This window comes from Micromonospora sp. WMMA1998, assembly GCF_027497375.1.
In the GTDB taxonomy this organism is placed as follows: Bacteria; Actinomycetota; Actinomycetes; order Mycobacteriales; family Micromonosporaceae; genus Micromonospora; species Micromonospora sediminicola.
Genome location: NZ_CP114911.1, coordinates 2,806,195 through 2,823,522, shown reverse-complemented (window position 1 = coordinate 2,823,522; position 17,328 = coordinate 2,806,195). Strand labels below are relative to the sequence as shown.

Here is a 17,328-nt window from a genome sequence, read left to right as displayed (position 1 = left end):
CCGCGACGGTACGCCGCCTCGCTACCCGGCGGTAGCCCCCGCCCGCCGGCACCGTGCGGGCGGGGGCGTACGGGGCTCAGGCGGTCTCGGCGTCCTCGCGCGCGGTGGCCTGCACCGGAACGTCCTCGGGCTGGTCGACCGCGCGCAGGTGCTTGTTGCTGCGCGGCTCCTGCCGGGTCTTCGCGTCGTTGAGCTTGCGGCGCAGGTCGTCCCGGACGTCGTTGAGCGCGGCGTGCAGGTCCTCCTCGGTCGAGGTGGTGACGATCTTCTGCCGGCCGGCGACCCAGCACTCCAGGGTCACCTTCTGGCCCCGGGCCTCGCGGTCCTTGACCGACACCTCCAGCTCGGTGGCGTCGGCGTGGAAGCCGGCGAGTCGGGCGTCCAGCGTCGCGAACTGCTCGGCGATCCAGTTGCGGTCGCCCTGGGAGAACCCGGCGCCGACCCGCAGGCACTCGGCCACGGTCGCGGGGTTCGCCACGGCGCTCATCGCCCTGCCTCGCGGACGTCTCGGAGAAGCATCGGCGCTCCCTTTCTCTCGGTTGATCAAGTACTTACCCAGCCGGCGTGGTTCCGGAACGCCCCTCCGCCGGTCACATTCCGATCATGTGTCGCCGCAGGTCGGCGCCGTAGGGTCAGTGGTCCTAGCAGACCGGGACCTTGATCAGGGGGTTGTCCACAAGGCGGTCCGTCGTCCACAGGCGGGGCGCCGACGGTCGAACCGACCGGGCGAAGCGGCCACGCTCTGCCGGACAAGCCGATCCCTGGAGGGGCGATGTTCGATACGTACGTCACGATCGTCGGCAACGTGCTGACCGCGCCGGAATGGCGCCGGACCACCCAGAGCGGGACACTGGTGGCCAACTTCAAGGTGGCCTCGACCGCCCGCCGGCTCGACCGCGACAGCGGCCGCTGGGTGGACGGCAACAGCCTGCGCGTACGTCAAAGTACCATGTCCCACCATGACCACGGCGATCATCTACGTACGTCTTTCGTCGCACCGGGGAGACCTCGACCCCTCGACCTCGCCCGCGCGGCAAGAGGAAGTCTGCCGCGCGTACTGCGCGGCGAAAGGCTGGGACGTTCACCCGTACGTCGTGCGCGACCTGGACGTGAGCGGCTCCGACAAGGGTCTCAGACTGGACCGACCGGGCCTCGGCGAGATTCGCGACCGGTGGGGCGAGGTCGACGTCGTGATCTTTGCGAAGATCGATCGGCTCGCCCGCAACGTCGTCGACTTCCGGGCCTTCGCAGACGAGGCCGAGCTGCACGGCGCGGCGCTCGTGAGCGTCGCCGAATCGCTCGACATGACTACGCCCTCGGGCCGCTTCGTCGCGACCATCCTCGCGGCGTTCGCCGAGATGGAGGCGGCGACTATCGCCGAGCGCGTCACGGCAGGTATTGCGGCGACACGCAAGCTCGGCCGGTGGGCGGGCGGTGCCGCCCCGTACGGGTACAAGGTCGTGCCCGCGCCCGACGGTCCGGGCTACGTGCTCGCACCTGAGCCTCAGGCGGCAGCGGCAGTGCGGGAAGCGGCCGAGCGGCTGCTCACGGGCGAGAGCCTCTACCGGATCGCGCACGACTTCAACGCGAGGGGCGTGCCGACCCGCTCGGCAATGCTGATCGCCCAGGGCCGCACGCGGCGCACGAAGCCTGCGCCGTGGTCGACCCAGGTCATCGCGCAGATGCTCGTCAATCCGGCGACCGTCGGCAGGTCGGTCTATCGGGGCGAGGTCATGCGCGGCGACGACGGGCTGCCTCGGCAGCTCTGGGAGCCGATTCTCTCGCTCGACACGTGGCACCAGCTACGCGCGGCGCTCGCGGCCAACGATGACGGCGTCGAGGGACGCGGGCGGCGGGTGCGGGCGGCGCGGTTGCTCTCCGGTATCGCGACGTGCGCGGGCTGCGGCAGAAAGCTCTACGCCTCGTCGCGGAAGCACGCGAGCGGTACGACCGTGCCGACGTACGCCTGCGCAGCCCGGCGCAACGGGCAGGGCTGCAAGGGCGTTGCGATCACAGCCGAGATGACCGAGCAGTACGTCGAGCGCGAATTCCTGCGCATGGTCGGGCACTGGCCGGTCGTCGAGGTCGTGACGGTCGCGGTCGACGACGGACGGCGGGCCGACATCGAGGCGGCCATCGCCGACACGGCGCGGCAGATGACCGAGCGCGGCGCAGATGTCCCGGCGCTCGCCGCGCGGCTCGGCGAGCTGCACGCGGCGCGCGAGGCGCTGCCCGCCACGGCGGTCACGGAGACGCGCGAGGTCGAGACCGGCGAGACGTTCGCCGAGGCGTGGCAGGCGCGAGACGTCGACGGGCGGCGCACCCTGCTTGTTTCCGCCCGCGCTCGTGTCGTTGTCCATCGCGCGGCGGTGCATGGGCGAAAGGTCTTCGACGAGTCCCGCATCGACCTTCAGCTCGGCGTCTTCGACGACCCCGAGGCGCAGCGGCTCGCCGAGATCGGGGCCGAAGAGTCGATGTAGCGGCCCCCGCCCATTGCGTGACCTCGATACAGTCGCGCGGTGAACTGGCGTCAATTCACGGTCGCGCTCGTGCAGTCCCTCGCGTGGCCGTCGGTCGTTGCTGTCGTGCTACTCGTGTACCGGCGGCGGGTCTCGCAACTACTCGGCGACAACCTGCGGCGGCTCACTGTCGGGCCGATCGAAGCCGAGTGGGAGCGAGTAGCCGAAGAGACGCGGGCGACGATCGAGGTCGCCGAGGCACTGCCGGGGCTCGAAGAGGGGAACGATGAGTATTCACACATAGGAGCGATGCTGACCAAAGCGCGTGCCCTGATATACGCAAGGCCAACGGCCGCGATCGCCCTCGGCGGGCAAGCCGCGCAGGAGGCGCTTGAGGCGCACTTACCTAAGGATGACGGAGATTTACACCACGCCCATTTGGTTTGGCCCCTGCTCAAGAGAGCACGAGAGCGCGGCTTGATCAACCCAGGGGCGGCCCTTGTATTCGAGCATCTGCAGACGCTACGCAATCTGGTCAGTCACACACGGTCTGATCGCCAAGAGTGGACGGCCGAACAGGCCGAGGAGTACCTGCAACTGGTTGAAGACTTCATGGCGCTCCTTGAGCAGCCTGCAAAGGCAGCGCCGCTGCCATCGCCGAGGCAGCAAAAGCGGGCCGAGATGCAGACGCCCGGCGAATAAGCGAAAGAACCTGCCCTCGGGCCTGCGTGAGGGCGAGCGCAGGCGACGAGAGCAGGCCCTCGGGATTCAGTACCAGTCGGGCCGCTGCCATCCCTCGACGGCGGCGGGTGGCGCGGTCACTCGGGCACCTCGTCGGCGGCCTCGTCGACGCCCAGGTCCCGAACGACGTACATGCGGTCACGGGCAGACCGCGCGGGCGTCGTCGGCGTCGGGCGGGCCTCGTCTGCGGGGCGGGCGATCACCCATCGGTAAGCGCGCATACCGGCGGCCGAGAGGCCGAGCGAGTCGCCGAGCTGCCGCACGAGGATCGACCTCGCGGCGAGCGCGCCCGGCAGCTCGGCGGCGGCGAGGTTGCGCACGTAGAGTCCGACCTCGATCTCGAGGCCGAGGCGCTCCCATTCGATCGCTTGCGGCTTCGCCCAGAGCGCGGCCCATAGCTCGGCCTCGCGGGGCGATGGGTCGAGCAGCGGGAACGGCGGCGGGTCGCCCTCGCGGCCCTCGGCGGGCAGCACAGTCCAGTCGGCGAGGTTGGCGCGCAGGGACGTCGGTGAGGCGCGGCGACCGCCTCGGGCGTGACCACCTCGGGGCACGGTTTGCTCCTTACGGAATGTGACGGGCGAGGCGTCGCCCGAAAGTCTTTGAAATGGCCGACCATCGAGACGCCTCCCCGGCGGTCTACGCGGCGAGGGCCGAGCGACCCCCTCCCCAGGGGGTAGCGGCCGGCAGCTACGCAGAGTGAGCCGCGGCCTCACTGGTCGAGGTCGAGGCCCAGGTCGACGAGCACGCCGAGGGCGCGACCGGCCGGTGGGGTCGATCGCGCCCAGGGCGTGCGAGGTGGGCTACTCGGCGGTGTCCTGCTCGGTCGCCTCGGTGCCCGGCAGGGTCACGCCGTTACGGGCGAGGCGTGCGGCCTTGACGGCGGCCCGGTCGGCGACGTGCGCCGCACGGATCGCAGCCTCGTCGATGCGGCCCTCGCGCATCGCTGCGGCGAGCTGCTCCGGGCGTAATGCCCGCAACTGCTCGCGGGTGGTGTAGGTCGGCCCGCTCACTCGGTACCCCCGTCGGTCGCCACACGCACGCCGTGCGGGGTATCCGGCAGATTCCGCAGGGACGCTTCGCCGAACCAGCGGCCGAGCCCGTCCATCTCAGCGACGGCTCGCTGCGCCTCGGCGAGCTGCGCCCGCAGGCGCTCGACCTTCGTCGCGCGCTTGTCCCTCTCGGCCTCGATGCTCCCCTGCGCCTCGGCGGCGAACTCCTGAGCGACCTGCCCGACCTCGGCGGCGCGGGTGAGAACGGGCTTGCGGAACGCGGCGAGAATCGCACGGGCCTTGTCTCGGGCGGCGGTCGCCTTGCGCTGCTCGGCGTCGGCGATGGCGGCGAGCGTCTCCTCGGGCTCGTCGGCGTCGATCGCCTCGACGAGCGCGACGGCGTCGAGCTGCGGCGCGTTGCGTACCCACGCCTCGGCCTCGTCGACGTCGATGCGCGCGTTACGAGCACGATCGCAGATCGCGGCGTAGTCACGGGCGGCGCCGATTAGCTCGGCGTTGGCCGGCAGGATGCCGGCAGCGATGTACGCCTCGAAATCGGGCAGGGTCTTTACGAACAACTCGAAACTCACGGGCTTTCCTTTCGGGCGGTCACGACCTGCGCCGGGCTGCGGCGAGGTCGCCTTATGGGGCGGCAGGCGGTCGGTGTTTAAACCGGGCCGAGAGGGCGTGCGAATGACCCAGACGCACGCACCTCTCGGCCACGGCGAGCGCGCCCTCAGGGCTGCGCTGAGCCCTCGACCAGCGACCGCCCAGGTTCCGGCCGAGGGACAACTCGATAGGGCGCAGAGAGGCGCTCAGGCGGCCCTCAGGGCGCGCCGCGAGGCGAGGTCGACGACCAGGGCGCGACGCTCGACGTCGGGCACGGCCTGCTCGGTCCGGCGCTCGGCGGCGAGGTCGGCGAGACCGTCGAGAGCGGCCTCGCGCCATTCGGCGGTTAGGCGGTCGACAATCAGGGCGGCCAAGTCGCGGCGCTGCTCGACGTTCAAGGTCTTGACCTCCTGAGGCACGACCCAAACGGGGCCGGTGGCCCGTCGCTTGCGCGGGCCGAAGACCTCGTCGGCGAGTTGAAAGAGCTGCTTTTTGCCGACCGGCGTCATGCCGGCCCGCTCGGCGGCAGCGAGGTAGGCGCGGTGAACGGCCGGGGCAGGGTGGGCGCCGGGGCCGATCTGCTCGCGCCATGCGGTCAGCCATGCGGCGGCCCGCATCATGTCGGCACGGCGGCCCTCGCGCTCTGCGGCACGGGCGGCCCGACTGTGCTCTCGCATGTACTCGCGGCGCTGCTCGGCGCGGGCCTCAGGCGACACGGTCGACGAGGCGGTGCCCGCCCGCATGAGCACGGGCTGCGGGTCGAGGTCGGCGAGGTATGGCAACCGGTCGGCGATCTCGGCGGCGATACGTCGCACGTAGGGCGACGCCGCGCCACGCTCGGCAAGTAGGCGGGTATGGGCGACCGCGCGGCGGGTTGAGTGCGAGGCGGTCGCGGGCGCGTCGGGGAAGTGCCGCAGCACGGTCGACACGGCCTCGGCGACGCGCTCGCGCGTGAGGTGCTGCGCGGTGGCGGCGGCGCGGTCGACGCGAGCGACGAGGCGGCGGTCGTGCTCGAGGTGCTGCACGTAGTCACGCGAGGCGAACATCGGGGCGAGCGCGGCGGCGACCTCACGGGCGAGCAGCGGCTCGAGGTGGCGGTGCGAGACGCGGTCGTAGGTTGGTCGCTCGCGATCGGGCAGGCTCGCGAACATCGGGGCGACGGCGGCAGCGAGAGCCTCTCGCGCCGCCCCGCTTGGTGGGGGCTCTGGGTTCACTCGGTCACCTCGCGGGCAGCGCGCAGGCGGGCCAGCTCGGCGGCCAGCTCGGCGATTCGGCGACGGGTCTGCGCGTGGCGGAACGCCGAGCGGCAACGGTCATCGCAAAAGCGCCGATTGATCTGCGCCTCGGCGGGCAGCTCTGCACCGCAGTGCACACAACGGGACACGCGTTACTCCTTTCGTGCGAGCGCACGGGATGAGACGAAAAAAGGGGCGAGGGCGCATCGCCCCTCATAAGACAAGTCGGCCTGATACTGATGACGCGGGCGCACGCCCTCATAACCCAAGTCGGCATGGGTGTTCACCACTCGCGGGCAGCGGCGGCGAGGCGCGGCCGGCGGCGGCCTGGGCGAGGCCCGAGGGCTAGTGAAGGAATGGCGTAACAGGCGTTGGAAGCGTCACTACGGTATTAACCCTTAAGGAGGAGGAGGAGAAGAAAAAGGAGGAGGTATATAAGAGTGACGTTTCTAAGGGGTGTTACGTCATTCCTTCACTAGCTGAGAGCTGCTCGGCCCTCGCCCGCGCTGCTCTCGGCGTGCTCAGGGCGACGCCCGCCTCGCCCGGCGGCCTCGCCCGCGCATGCACGCACAGTGCCGCCGGCGGTCACCCCTCGCGGTCACGGCGGGCACCTCGCCCAGGTCGCGCAGCTCGACGCCGCGCAGCTCGACGCCGCGCAGCTCGACGCCGCGCCCGGAAACGCGAAAAGCGCCCCGCCGGGCAACCCTTGCGGGCTGCTCGACGAGGCGCTCTCGGTCGTGCTCGGCGGCCCGCCTCACGCGGGCTCGGTATCTGGTGGGTCGGCGGCGTCGTCCATCGGGCGCAGCCCCTCTCAGGTAGGCGGGCACCTCTCAAGTCGGCCGGGCGGCCCGGAAGTGTTCATCAGGCGACGATGCAGCGGGCGGGAGGCACAGCGCTGGCGCGCCCGAATTTGACTGGAACCTCTACCGTCGAGGAGTGACCTCAATCGACCTCGGCGACTTTCCGGGCTGGGTGCAGGCGGGCACTACAGCGGTTGCCCTATATTTCGCGTACCGCGCCGCCCGAACCGCTGAGCGCCTCTATTTGGTAGAGAGAGAGCGCGACGAGGAGCGCTCCAAAGCGGTAGAGCAGGAGCAGGCGGCCCGAGTCGTCATTTGGATGGAACAGGACACGGAAGCGAAGACCGACCACGACGTCGACTTGGGATTCATGACAGGCGAGCGAGGAACCGCTCAGCGCTGGGAACCGCTGGCGGTGGTCCGCAATGCTTCCGACCTCCCAATCACTGACGTCATAATCTGGTTTCAACGTGAGACGGTACATGGACCTGATGACTCAGAGTTCAGAGATGACGCGCAGAATCATCCCGGAATTCCCCCCGGCTCGACTTACAAGTTCCGTGCTGACCCGAGCCTCCTGAAGCCACGCTCGTACGGTAATGCCGATATCGCGTTTAAGGTGAGCGTGTACTTCAAGGACGCAGCCCGGCGTGAATGGATCCGACATGCCGACGGGCGGCTTGAACGCACATCTCGCAACCCGGGCAGATCGCATTCTTAAGTTTGGGTCGCGGTGAGGGAGACCCCGCAGAACTGAGAAGGGCTATCCCTCGTCGGGCCTCTAGGCGCTGCCCGCCCAGACGTTGAGGTCGGCCCTCGCGTACAGGTCGGCGGTGCCTCGCTTGCCTCGCGGCGTCGGCACGGTCCCCACGTTGCGCTGTAGGCGTTTCTTCGCCGCGCCGTAGGTCCAGGGCAGCACGCCCGCCTCGGCGGCCTCTCGCAGGGTGAGGAAGTCCCCGCTAGGGCTTGATAGCGGCTCTACCTGCGTTGTCTCCGGTGACCGGGGACAAGCGAGGGCGCGGGCCTCGGCGGTCGTGAGGTATGCGACCTGCACCTCGGTTGCTTGCCCGCCGATGACGAGCTGCCATCGGCCGAGGTGTCGCGAGGGCCTCGGCACGGCGGCCTCGGGCGCAAGCATCTTCCAAGCGTTGACGGTGTACCGGGCGAGCAGCCGCACGCCGAAATTCTCGCGGGCCTCAGGGCCGCCGATGGCGCGGGCGGTGAGCATCTGTGCGACGGCGAGCACGTTCACTTTCGCGCTGCGGCCCATGAAGAGCAGGTCGGCGAGGGCGGCGACGGCCGGGCTGCGCTTCGGCTCGCCCTTGCTGCGGGCGGTCACCCAGAAGTTGACGAGTTGCCCGATGGTGGCGTTCAACTCTTCGCAGATCACGAGCACGCGCGGCCCGCAATCCCAATCGTCGGCCTCGTGCAGCGCGAGGGTGTTCCGCTCGTCGGCGAGGGCCGCGAGTCGCACGAGGGCCTCGTGCATCTGCTCGGCGCGGGTGCAGTAGTCGACGCCTGCGAGGTTAAGCGCCCAGCGGTGCGAGCCCTTGCGGTCGAGGATCACGACCCGCCCGCCACGGGCGAGCACCTGCACCGCGAGCAGCTCGGCGAGCACGCTCTTACCCGCGCCCGTTCCCGCCGATACGGCGATGTGCGGCGAGTCGTCGCGAAGCGAGATCGTGACCGGGCGGTCGCCCGCGCCCAGGCCGAGGAAAAACTCATCCTCGGCGAGGCGGGCGAGCTGCTCGCGCACCTGGGCGGCGCCGACGCGAGCGGGTGGGCGCTTACGCACTGTCCACGTTGCGGTTACCCGCGGACCGACCTGCGCCCAGGTCTCGATGAGGTCGGCTACGGGGATCTTCGCCGAGATGATCGACGAGACGAGCGCGCGCTGCTCCTTCGTCAGATAGGGCGTGTCGGCGGTCAGCTCGATACGCGGCCCGACCTCTTCGGCGCCCGGCCGGCGGAACACTGCGAGGCGCGACGTCACGGGCCGGGCGGCACGCTGCATCGCCCACGCGGCGCGCTGAGCACGCTCAGGCAGCCAACGCACGACGGGCTCGACGTGCTCGCCGTACCACGCTCGCACGGCGATCTCGGCGGGGCTGAGCGGCTTCGCGAGGCGGGGCGTGAGGTTGCCGAGGGTCGGGTCGACGTGCAGACGCACGCCCGTCGACAGCCCGAGGGCGGGCGCGAGGGCGGCGAGCGTCGGGGCGACGTACTCGCGGTGAAAGCGGCGGGCGACGAGGCGACGCCGCGCCCGATAGACGCCCACGGCGGCGACGGTGCCGAGGGTCGCCCCGGTCTGCTCGGGCTGCACTGCGGCGAGCACGCCGACGGCGGGCACGCCCAGGCGCACGGCCTGCCGTTGCCAGCCTGCGAGGCGGCCCGCGCCGCGCCGTCGGTACGGGTAGCCGGCGCGCCCGTCGAGCGGGCGGCCCGACACGTACCGGTAGGCGACACGGGCGACGGTGTGACGGCGGCGCAGGCGACGCACGACACGCTCGAGGTCGGTCATGCCGTCACCCCCGCGAGCGTCGGCGTCGCGACGGCGACACGGGGCCAGTGACGCTGAGCGGTGCGGACGCTGACGCCCAGGGCGGCGGCGACACTCGCGGGCGTCGCGCCCGGCTTGGCGGCGGCGTCGCGGATGGCGTCGGCGCTCGACTGGCGCGACGGGCGGGGCGTCGCCTTGTCGCGGGCCGAGGGCGTCACCTGCGCGACGACACGAGCAGGCGACGGGCGAGCAGCGGCGACGGCGAGGGCGGGCGACACGGCGACCGGGGCGGGCGTCACCTCGGCGACGACACGCTCGGGCGTCAGGTCGGCGACCTCGGCGACCTCGTCGGCGGGGCGACCGACACGCGACAACACCTCGACGGCGAGCAGCAGCGCCACGGCGGGCACGGCGGCGACGACACGCGCGCCCGCCGACGGCGCGGCACTGGCGACGTTGGCGGCGAGCGACGCCGTGACGCCGAACGCGAACGCGACACGTGCCGACCAGCGGACGCGGCGCCCGTTGCGCTTGTCGTCGAGCATCGCCGTCGTCGCGACGATCAGCAGCCCGTCGATGGCGAACGGCAGAGCGTAGGCGACCTCCCGGCGCTCGCCGTACCTGAGGGCGACGTGCGCGATGTGAGAGAACGACGAGTAACCGGCGACGAGGGCGACGAGGGCCGCCGAGGCGCGAGCAGCAAAGGCGGTCGGGTTCATCGGGTCACCTCGCAGGCGGGCAGGGTGTCGGCGGTGTCGGCGGCGTCGTCGACGAGCTGCTCGGTCTCATGCGTGTGGCAGACAAGCCACGGCCACGCCTCCGTGATCTGGCAGGCGGCGGGGGCGGTCACTTGGCGATCTCCTTACGGGCGGTGCGGGCGGCGGCGATGGCGGCGGCGGTGCGGTCGGCGTGCTGCTCAGCAGAGAGGCGGGCGAGGGCGAACGGGGCGAGCAGCACGGCAGGCCCGACCAGCAGCACGGCGGCGAGGGCGTAGGCGGCGGTCGAGGTCATCGCGCACCGCCGAGGCGCTCAGAGCGGCAGGGCGCGCAGTGCGAGGCGGTCTGCCCGATATGGCGCGGGCACCGCTCAGCGTCACGAGGCGGCGGCAGAGCAGCGCCTCGGCGCTCGGGGTACCCGTACGGCGGTCGCTGCGGGTTGGGGTTGGGGTTCTTGCTCTTGAGCCACTGCCGCCAGTCCCGCGCGCCAGCGCGGCCCTTCATCTTCGATTGCCCTTCGGGAACTTCGTGTGCCACGGTCCCGCTCTCCGTGGCAGACCCGGCGGCCGGATTGGCAGAGTCACTCGCCGAAATGGCAGAGCGTTCGGCCTGCGGCGTCACAGCGTCGAGCACGACCCGGTAGACGTTCGACGCGATGCCGGCGACCTTGCGCACGACGAGGCGGCCGAGCTGCACGAGCTTCGCGAGTACGCGGTGAACCGTGCGCGGCGAGACGCCCGCGTGCTCGGCGATCGTGGCGACGGACGGGAACGCCTCGCCCGTGTCGTAGTTGCTGTGCGCGGCAATAGCCACCAAAACCAGCCGCTCACTCGGGCGAAGATCCTTCGACGCGAGCAGGGCCGCCTTAACGGCCTGGGCACCGCCGAGGGTGCGGGGCTGAGTAGAGTCGTGGGTCATGTCGGGGTACCTCCCGGCTAGGCCCCGGGGCCAGCGTTGGCGCGCTGCCCGGGGCTGTCTTCGTCTGTGGGCGGGCCTCGTGTGGGAATCACTCAAGACCTGCGTACGGGTCAACTGCTGGCGCCGGCTGGCCGAGGGAGTGGCCGCGTCGGTGGCGGTCGGCGACCCGGTGATCGTCGCCGGCCGTCTCTACACCCGTGACTGGACCGACGAGGCCGGCACCCACCGCACGCTCTACGAGCTGGAGGCGGTCGCGGTCGGGCACGACCTGTCCCGGGGGCGGGCCCGCTTCCTGCGCAACCAGCCCCGCGCCGCCACCAGTTCGGTCGAGGACGCGGAGGCGGAGCAGCGGGTGCACGGCGAGGCGACCGAGCCGGTGCCCGACGCGCAGGCCCCGGCCACGTTCGACCGCCGGCCGTTCGACGACGACTTCCCGCCGCCGGAGTTCGGGGCGGCGCGGGTCGGTCTCACCGGCCGGATCGAGCGGGCCGGCGAGGCCCACCCGTTCGACGCCCGCCCCGACGCGGTCGGCGGGCTCGACGGCGTGGGCGGCGCCCACGGCGGGCTCGGCCCCGGCGAGGGCCGGCCGGGCGCCGGGGACGGTCGGTTCGGCGGCGTGGTCCCCGACGGGGACGCCTGGCCCACCGGCCTGGACGCGGGCGAGCCCGACGAGTTGGCGGCCGACGACGGCGACGAGCCGGTCGAGGTCGGGGACGACGAGTTGGCCGAGGTCGACCTGCCGGAGACCGACCGCGCGGGCGGTGACGAGCCGGGCGAACCCGGGCCGGGTGACGGGAGCGCGGGTGGCGCGGGCGGCGTCGGGCCCGCCCCGGGTCGTCGCGGACGGCGGCGGACCCCGGTGCCCGCCTGAGTGTCCGGGCCGTGCGAACGGGGGCGCGGGGTGGCGACGGCGACGTGGCCACCCCGCGGTACGGCTAGGCTGGCCGGCCGGAGGTGGTGACGGGTGCGGCAGGCGACCGCCATGGCGAACGCGACCGGGCTGGTGGCGGGCTACGCGCTCGACGCGCTGCTCGGCGACCCGCGTCGCTGGCATCCGGTGGCCGGCTTCGGCCGGGCGGCAGGCGCGCTGGAGCGCCGGCTCTACCGCCCCGACCGGTCGGCCGGCGCCGCGTTCACCGCGCTCGCGGTCGGCGCGCCGGTGCTGCTCGGCGCCGCCGCCACGCTGGCCACCCGCCGGCATCCGGCCGCCCGGGCCGCGCTGGTCGCCGCCGGCACCTGGACGGTGCTGGGCGGGCGCACGCTGCGGCACGAGTCCCGGGTGATGGCGCGGGCGCTGCGCCGGGCCGACCTGCCCGCCGCGCGGGCCCGCCTCGGTCACCTCTGCGGCCGCGACCCGTCCGCCCTCGACGAGCCCGAGCTGGCCCGGGCCACCGTCGAGTCGGTCGCCGAGAACACCTCCGACGCGGTGGTCGCGCCGCTGGTGTGGGGCGCGGTCGCCGGGCTGCCCGGCCTGCTCGGCTACCGGGCGGCGAACACGCTCGACGCCATGGTCGGCCACCGCTCGCCCCGCCACGCGCGCTTCGGCACCCCGGCCGCCCGCCTGGACGACCTGCTCAACCTCGTGCCGTCCCGCCTGACCGGGCTGCTCACAGTGGCCGTCGCCCCGGTGGCGCACGGCGACCGCGCCGCCGCCTGGCACGTCTGGCGGCGGGACCGGGCCGACCACCCCAGCCCGAACGCGGGCCAGTGCGAGGCGGCCATGGCGGGCGCGCTCGGCGTCCGGCTTGGCGGGCGCAACGTCTACTTCGGTCGCTCCGAGACGCGGCCGTTCCTCGGCGACGGCCCCCGCCCGGAGGCGCGGCACCTGAAACGGGCCGCCCGCATCTCCGGCGCGGTCGGGGTGGCCGCGCTCGGCCTGGCCGCGCTCTACCCGGTGACCGTCGGCCGGCTGGCCGGCGCCACCGGCCGCGCCGCGGCGCGCGCGCTCCTGCGCGCCGCCGCCGGGCGAGCCACCTCCGGCCGGGCGGCCGCCGACTCGGCCGGTGCCACCTCCGGCCGCGTCCCCGCCGGCTCGGCCCCGGTGGGCGGCGGCGGCGCGCGTGGCGGGTGGCGGGGGAGCGGGCGGTGAGCGGCGGTCTGCTGGTCGCCGGCACCACCTCGGACGCCGGCAAGAGCGTGGTCACCGCCGGCATCTGCCGCTGGCTGCGCCGCCGGGGCGTCCGGGTGGCCCCGTTCAAGGCGCAGAACATGTCCAACAACTCGGCGGTGGTGGTCGGCCCGGACGGCCGGGGCGGCGAACTGGGCCGGGCCCAGGCGATGCAGGCCGCCGCCTGCGGGCTCGCCCCCGACCTGCGCTTCAACCCGGTGCTGCTCAAGCCGGGCAGCGACCACGCCAGCCAGGTGGTGCTGCTCGGCGAGGCGGTCGACACGGTCACCGCCGGCAACTTCCACACGCTGCGGCCCCGGCTGGCCGCCACGGCGTACGCGGCGCTGGCCGAACTGCGGTCCGAGTACGACGTGGTGATCTGCGAGGGCGCCGGCAGCCCGGCCGAGATCAACCTGCGCGCGGGCGACTACGTCAACCTGGGCCTGGCCCGGCAGGCCGGCCTGCCCACGGTCGTGGTCGGCGACATCGACCGGGGCGGGGTCTTCGCGTCGATGTTCGGCACGGTCGCGCTGCTCGACGCCGCCGACCAGGCGCTGGTCGCCGGCTTCGTGATCAACAAGTTCCGGGGCGACCTCGGGTTGCTCCGACCCGGGCTCGACATGCTGCGCCAGGTCACCGGCCGTCCCACGTACGGGGTGCTGCCCTGGGCGCTCGACCTGTGGCTCGACGCGGAGGACTCACTGGCCTACGGCCGGGTGCTCGGCCGGCCGGCGGCGCCGCGGGGCACCGAATGGCTGGACGTGGCGGTGGTCCGACTGCCCCGGATCAGCAACGCCACCGACGTCGAGGCGCTCGCCACCGAGCCGGGCGTGCGGGTCCGGCTGACCGTGGAGCCGGCCGAGTTGGCCGCCGCCGACCTGGTGGTGCTCCCGGGCTCCAAGTCCACCGTCGCCGACCTGGCCTGGCTGCGCGAGACCGGCCTGGCCGACGCCGTCCGCGCGCACGCCGCCGCCAACCGGCCGCTGCTCGGCATCTGCGGCGGCTTCCAGATGCTGGCCCGGGTCGTCCACGACCCGGTGGAGAGCCGCCGGGGCACCGTCCCCGGCCTCGGGCTGCTTCCCGTCGAGATCACCTTCGACGAGCGCAAGACGGTGCGCCGCGCGGTCGGCACCACCGCCGGGGACGTGCCGGTGCACGGCTACGAGATCCACCACGGGCGGGTCTCGGCCGCCGACCCGGGGCTGCCGCCGCTGCTGCGCCACGCCGACGGCACCGGCGAGGGCGCCCGGCTCGGCGCGGTGTACGGCACCCACTGGCACGGCACGTTCGAGTCCGACGCGTTCCGCCGCCGCTTCCTCACCGAGGTGGCCGAGGCGGCCGGGCGGACCGGCTTCAAGGTCGCGCCGGACACCTCGTTCGCCGCCGCTCGGGAGCGGACGCTGGACCTGCTCGGCGACCTGGTCGAGGAGCACCTCGACACGGACGCGCTCTGGCGGCTGATCGAGTCCGGCCCCCCGCCGGGCCTGCCGTTCGTGCCACCCGGCGCGCCGGAGGCACGGCGACCGTAGGGTTCCGGCGCGGACCGGTCGGCGCGACTCAGTGGCGCACGTCGGCCGGCCGGTCGGACATCGGCAGCCCGGCCTCCCGCCAGCCCTGCACCCCGCCGACCATGTCGGTCGCCTGCCGCAGGCCCAGCGTCTGCAGGCTGGCCGCGGCCAGGCTGGAGCTGTAGCCCTCCCGGCAGACCACCACGATCTCGCGGTCGTACCCGGTCGCCTCCGGGATGCGCCAGGCGCTGGCCGGGTCGAGCCGCCACTCCAGCACGGTGCGGTCGATGACGATCGCGCCGGGCAGCTCACCCTCCTCGCGGCGCTGCGCCTCGGTACGCGTGTCGATGAGCAGCGCGCCGCCGCGGACCGCCTCGACGGTCTCGTGCGGAGTGAGCCGGCGGAGACCGGCGCGGGCCTGTTCCAGGAGGGCGTCGACGCCCGGACACATCACGTCATGGAGCACCCCCCGATCATGCCCAGGGTGCCGTCACGCCGCCCGGTGAACGGGCCCGCCCGGGTCGCAGGATCCAGCGGACGGGGGAACGTTAGCGTCGGTCGGGTGAACGTGGCGGTGGTCGAGGCGTACGCCGGTCTGGCCGGGCGGGTGCTGGCCGGGCCGGCGCGGTTGGGGCGTACCCGCCTCGTGGCGGTCGACGGGCCGAGCGGCGCGGGCAAGAGCGTGTTCGCGACGCGCCTCGCGGACGCCCTCGCGGCGCGGGCCGGCGGGGACCGGCCGCCGCTGGTGCGCACCGACGACCTGCTCGACGGCTGGGACGACCAGCTCACCTTCTGGACCCGGCTGGAGGAGTGGGTGCTCGGGCCGGTGCGGGCCGGGCGTTCGGGCGGCTACCGGCGGTACAGCTGGGTCCGCCGCCGCTTCCTGGACCGGGTGACGGCGGTGCCGGCCGCGCCGGTGCTGATCGTGGAGGGGGTGAGCGCCGCCCGCGCCCTGGTGCGCCCCGAGCTGACCCTGTCGGTGCTGGTCACCGCGCCGGCCGAGCTGCGGCTGTCCCGCGCGCTGGCCCGCGACGGCGCGCAGGTCCTGCCCGAGCTTCGGCGCTGGCACGCGGGGGAGCGGGCGCACTTCGCCGCCGACGGCACGGTGGCGGCGGTGGACCTGGTCGTCGACGGCGCGCCGGCGGTGCCGCACGACCCGGACCGCTACTACGTGCGGTTCGGCCGGCGACCGGGCTCGGACACCGCGCTCGGGTAAGGCCGGCATACGATTCCGGTCATGACCTCACCGATCATCTCCGAGTCCGAGGTGCGGGCCGCCGTCGAGCGCGAACTGCCCGGCGTCCGTGCCGACCTCGAACGCCTCGTCCGCATCCCGGGCATCGCCTTCGAGGGCTTCGACCACTCGCACGTGGAGCGTTCCGCCGAGGCGGTGGCGGAGCTGCTGCGCGGCTGCGGTCTTGACACCCGGATCGTCCGGTCGGGCGGCCAGCCGGCGGTGATCGGGACGAGGGCGGCCCCGCCCGGCGCGCCCACCGTGCTGCTCTACGCGCACCACGACGTGCAGCCGGTCGGCGACCTGTCGCTGTGGGAGTCCGACCCGTTCGAGCCGGTGGAGCGCGACGGTCGCCTCTACGGCCGGGGCGCCGCCGACGACAAGGCGGGCATCATGGCGCACGTCGCCGCGCTGCGCGCGTTCGGTGACCGGCTCCCGGTCGGCGTGGTGCTCTTCATCGAGGGCGAGGAGGAGTACGGCTCGGACTCGCTGGAGCGGCTGCTCGCCGAGCACCGCGACGAGCTGACCTCCGACGTCATCGTGATCGCCGACTCCGCCAACTGGGACATCGGGGTGCCGGCGCTGACCACGTCGCTGCGCGGCATCGTGAACTGCTTCGTGGAGGTGCGCACGCTGGAGCACGCGGTGCACAGCGGCATGTTCGGCGGGGCCGTGCCGGACGCGCTCACCGCGCTGGTGAAGCTGCTCGGCACGCTGCACGACGACGCCGGTGACGTGGCGGTGGAGGGTCTGGCCGCCCGCGAGGGCGCCAGCGTCGACTACCCGGAGGACCGGTTCCGGGCCGAGGCCGGCCTGGTCGACGGCGCGAAGCTGTTCGGCACCGGCCGGATCACCGACCGGCTCTGGACCAAGCCGGCGCTGGCGATCCTGGGCGTCGACGCGCCGTCCACCGGCGAGGCCCCGAACGCGCTGGTGCCGTCCGCCAAGGCCAAGCTGAGCGTACGGCTGGCGCCCGGCGACGACCCGAAGAAGGCGTACGCGGCGCTGACCGCCCACCTGGAGCGGCACGCGCCGTGGGGCGCGCGGGTGACGGTCACGTTCGAGCACGACGGCTCGCCGTGTGTCATCGACGCGACCGGCCCGATGTTCGACGCGGCCCGGGCGGCGTTCCGGGGGGCCTGGGACGGCACCGACCCGGTGGACATCGGGGTGGGTGGCTCGATCCCGTTCATCGCCACGTTCCAGGAGATGTTCCCGCGGGCGGCGATCCTGGTGACCGGCGTGGAGGACCCGCACGCCCGGGCGCACGGGCCGAACGAGAGCCTGCATCTGGGCGAGTTCGCCCGGGTCTGCCTGGCCGAGGCGTTGCTGCTGGCCAAGGTGGCCGAGGCGGGCCGCGCCTGACCCGGCCTGCCCGGACAGCGTCGTCACGTCGAGTGACGGCCGCAGTGGCGTTGAGGTGGTGGGAGCGATATACCGGTGAGTCATGATTATGCCGCTGAGGTATATCGCTCCTGGCCGGCCTCTCGCCCCGTCGACGACGCGCCCGGT

At 73.2% G+C, this 17,328-nt stretch carries 18 protein-coding genes and 3 pseudogenes; 9 read left to right on the top strand and 12 right to left on the bottom strand.

Annotated elements, in window-relative coordinates:
* Positions 1-76: 76 nt before the first annotated feature.
* On the bottom strand, positions 77-487 hold the full coding sequence (locus O7600_RS12510) for an HPF/RaiA family ribosome-associated protein (protein WP_099163947.1): 411 nt from the start codon (positions 485-487) through the stop codon (positions 77-79).
* Between the two features lie 285 nt (positions 488-772).
* Here O7600_RS12510 and O7600_RS12505 point away from each other — a divergent pair.
* From O7600_RS12505 to O7600_RS12495, 3 genes and pseudogenes are all read left to right on the top strand, one after another.
* Positions 773-940: pseudogene (locus O7600_RS12505) on the top strand (single-stranded DNA-binding protein); the annotation flags it as partial.
* A 19-nt stretch (positions 941-959) separates the two neighbouring features.
* A complete protein-coding gene (locus O7600_RS12500) occupies positions 960-2,480 on the top strand; it encodes a recombinase family protein (RefSeq protein ID WP_281593748.1) in 1,521 nt (506 codons plus the stop codon).
* 39 nt (positions 2,481-2,519) lie between these two features.
* Positions 2,520-3,161, top strand: a complete 642-nt coding sequence (locus O7600_RS12495; RefSeq protein WP_281593747.1) for a hypothetical protein — start codon at positions 2,520-2,522, stop codon at positions 3,159-3,161.
* A gap of 116 nt (positions 3,162-3,277) precedes the next feature.
* Here the strand turns inward: O7600_RS12495 and O7600_RS12490 are convergent, their stop codons facing one another.
* From O7600_RS12490 to O7600_RS12470, 5 genes are all read right to left on the bottom strand, one after another.
* Positions 3,278-3,751, bottom strand: a complete 474-nt coding sequence (locus O7600_RS12490; RefSeq protein WP_281593746.1) for a hypothetical protein — start codon at positions 3,749-3,751, stop codon at positions 3,278-3,280.
* Positions 3,752-4,000: 249 nt separating this feature from the next.
* On the bottom strand, positions 4,001-4,210 hold the full coding sequence (locus O7600_RS12485; RefSeq protein WP_281593745.1) for a hypothetical protein: 210 nt from the start codon (positions 4,208-4,210) through the stop codon (positions 4,001-4,003).
* On the bottom strand, positions 4,207-4,779 hold the full coding sequence (locus O7600_RS12480; protein ID WP_281593744.1) for a hypothetical protein: 573 nt from the start codon (positions 4,777-4,779) through the stop codon (positions 4,207-4,209). Before O7600_RS12480 ends, O7600_RS12485 begins: the two co-directional genes overlap by 4 nt.
* 225 nt (positions 4,780-5,004) lie before the next feature.
* On the bottom strand, positions 5,005-5,949 hold the full coding sequence (locus O7600_RS12475; RefSeq protein WP_281593743.1) for a hypothetical protein: 945 nt from the start codon (positions 5,947-5,949) through the stop codon (positions 5,005-5,007).
* 59 nt (positions 5,950-6,008) lie between these two features.
* Complete coding sequence (locus O7600_RS12470) at positions 6,009-6,182, bottom strand: DUF2116 family Zn-ribbon domain-containing protein (RefSeq protein ID WP_281593742.1); 174 nt, start codon at positions 6,180-6,182, stop codon at positions 6,009-6,011.
* Between the two features lie 787 nt (positions 6,183-6,969).
* Between O7600_RS12470 and O7600_RS12465 the strand changes: the two genes are divergently transcribed.
* Complete coding sequence (locus O7600_RS12465) at positions 6,970-7,554, top strand: hypothetical protein (protein WP_281593741.1); 585 nt, start codon at positions 6,970-6,972, stop codon at positions 7,552-7,554.
* A 60-nt stretch (positions 7,555-7,614) separates the two neighbouring features.
* On the opposite strand, the gene O7600_RS12460 is transcribed toward O7600_RS12465, so the two are convergent.
* From O7600_RS12460 to O7600_RS12440, 5 genes are read right to left on the bottom strand one after another with little or no spacing between them, the layout of a single operon-like run.
* Positions 7,615-9,354 carry a type IV secretory system conjugative DNA transfer family protein gene (locus tag O7600_RS12460; RefSeq protein WP_281593740.1) on the bottom strand — a complete coding sequence of 580 codons (1,740 nt, stop codon included), beginning with the start codon at positions 9,352-9,354 and terminating at the stop codon, positions 7,615-7,617.
* The gene (locus O7600_RS12455) at positions 9,351-10,052 is read right to left on the bottom strand and encodes a DUF2637 domain-containing protein (protein ID WP_281593739.1); all 702 of its coding nucleotides are present in this window, start codon (positions 10,050-10,052) and stop codon (positions 9,351-9,353) included. The genes O7600_RS12460 and O7600_RS12455 overlap by 4 nt, the downstream gene beginning before the upstream one ends.
* Positions 10,049-10,183: a hypothetical protein gene (locus O7600_RS12450; protein WP_281593738.1), complete on the bottom strand. Its 135-nt coding sequence runs from the start codon at positions 10,181-10,183 to the stop codon at positions 10,049-10,051. Before O7600_RS12450 ends, O7600_RS12455 begins: the two co-directional genes overlap by 4 nt.
* Positions 10,180-10,344, bottom strand: coding sequence for a hypothetical protein (locus tag O7600_RS12445; RefSeq protein WP_281593737.1), 165 nt, complete (start codon positions 10,342-10,344; stop codon positions 10,180-10,182). Before O7600_RS12445 ends, O7600_RS12450 begins: the two co-directional genes overlap by 4 nt.
* Positions 10,341-10,967, bottom strand: coding sequence for a helix-turn-helix domain-containing protein (locus O7600_RS12440; RefSeq protein ID WP_281593736.1), 627 nt, complete (start codon positions 10,965-10,967; stop codon positions 10,341-10,343). The genes O7600_RS12445 and O7600_RS12440 overlap by 4 nt, the downstream gene beginning before the upstream one ends.
* A gap of 79 nt (positions 10,968-11,046) precedes the next feature.
* Here O7600_RS12440 and O7600_RS12435 point away from each other — a divergent pair, with 79 nt between their 5' ends.
* The 3 genes and pseudogenes from O7600_RS12435 to O7600_RS12425 all read left to right on the top strand — a co-directional run bounded on the left by O7600_RS12435 (position 11,047) and on the right by O7600_RS12425 (position 14,603).
* A complete protein-coding gene (locus tag O7600_RS12435; protein ID WP_281593735.1) occupies positions 11,047-11,838 on the top strand; it encodes a single-stranded DNA-binding protein in 792 nt (263 codons plus the stop codon).
* 111 nt (positions 11,839-11,949) lie between these two features.
* Positions 11,950-12,903, top strand: a pseudogene (locus tag O7600_RS12430) (cobalamin biosynthesis protein); the annotation flags it as partial.
* Between the two features lie 149 nt (positions 12,904-13,052).
* Positions 13,053-14,603 carry a cobyric acid synthase gene (locus tag O7600_RS12425; protein WP_281593734.1) on the top strand — a complete coding sequence of 517 codons (1,551 nt, stop codon included), beginning with the start codon at positions 13,053-13,055 and terminating at the stop codon, positions 14,601-14,603.
* A 28-nt stretch (positions 14,604-14,631) separates the two neighbouring features.
* Here O7600_RS12425 and O7600_RS12420 read toward each other — a convergent pair whose 3' ends face one another.
* Positions 14,632-15,033 carry a rhodanese-like domain-containing protein gene (locus O7600_RS12420; RefSeq protein WP_281594139.1) on the bottom strand — a complete coding sequence of 134 codons (402 nt, stop codon included), beginning with the start codon at positions 15,031-15,033 and terminating at the stop codon, positions 14,632-14,634.
* Positions 15,034-15,144: 111 nt separating this feature from the next.
* Here O7600_RS12420 and O7600_RS12415 point away from each other — a divergent pair.
* Together O7600_RS12415 and O7600_RS12410 are read left to right on the top strand one after the other, a co-directional pair.
* Positions 15,145-15,845, top strand: a pseudogene (locus O7600_RS12415) (hypothetical protein); the annotation flags it as partial.
* A complete protein-coding gene (locus O7600_RS12410; RefSeq protein ID WP_281593732.1) occupies positions 15,820-17,181 on the top strand; it encodes a dipeptidase in 1,362 nt (453 codons plus the stop codon). The pseudogene O7600_RS12415 and the gene O7600_RS12410, both read left to right, overlap by 26 nt.
* Positions 17,182-17,328 lie beyond the last annotated feature (147 nt).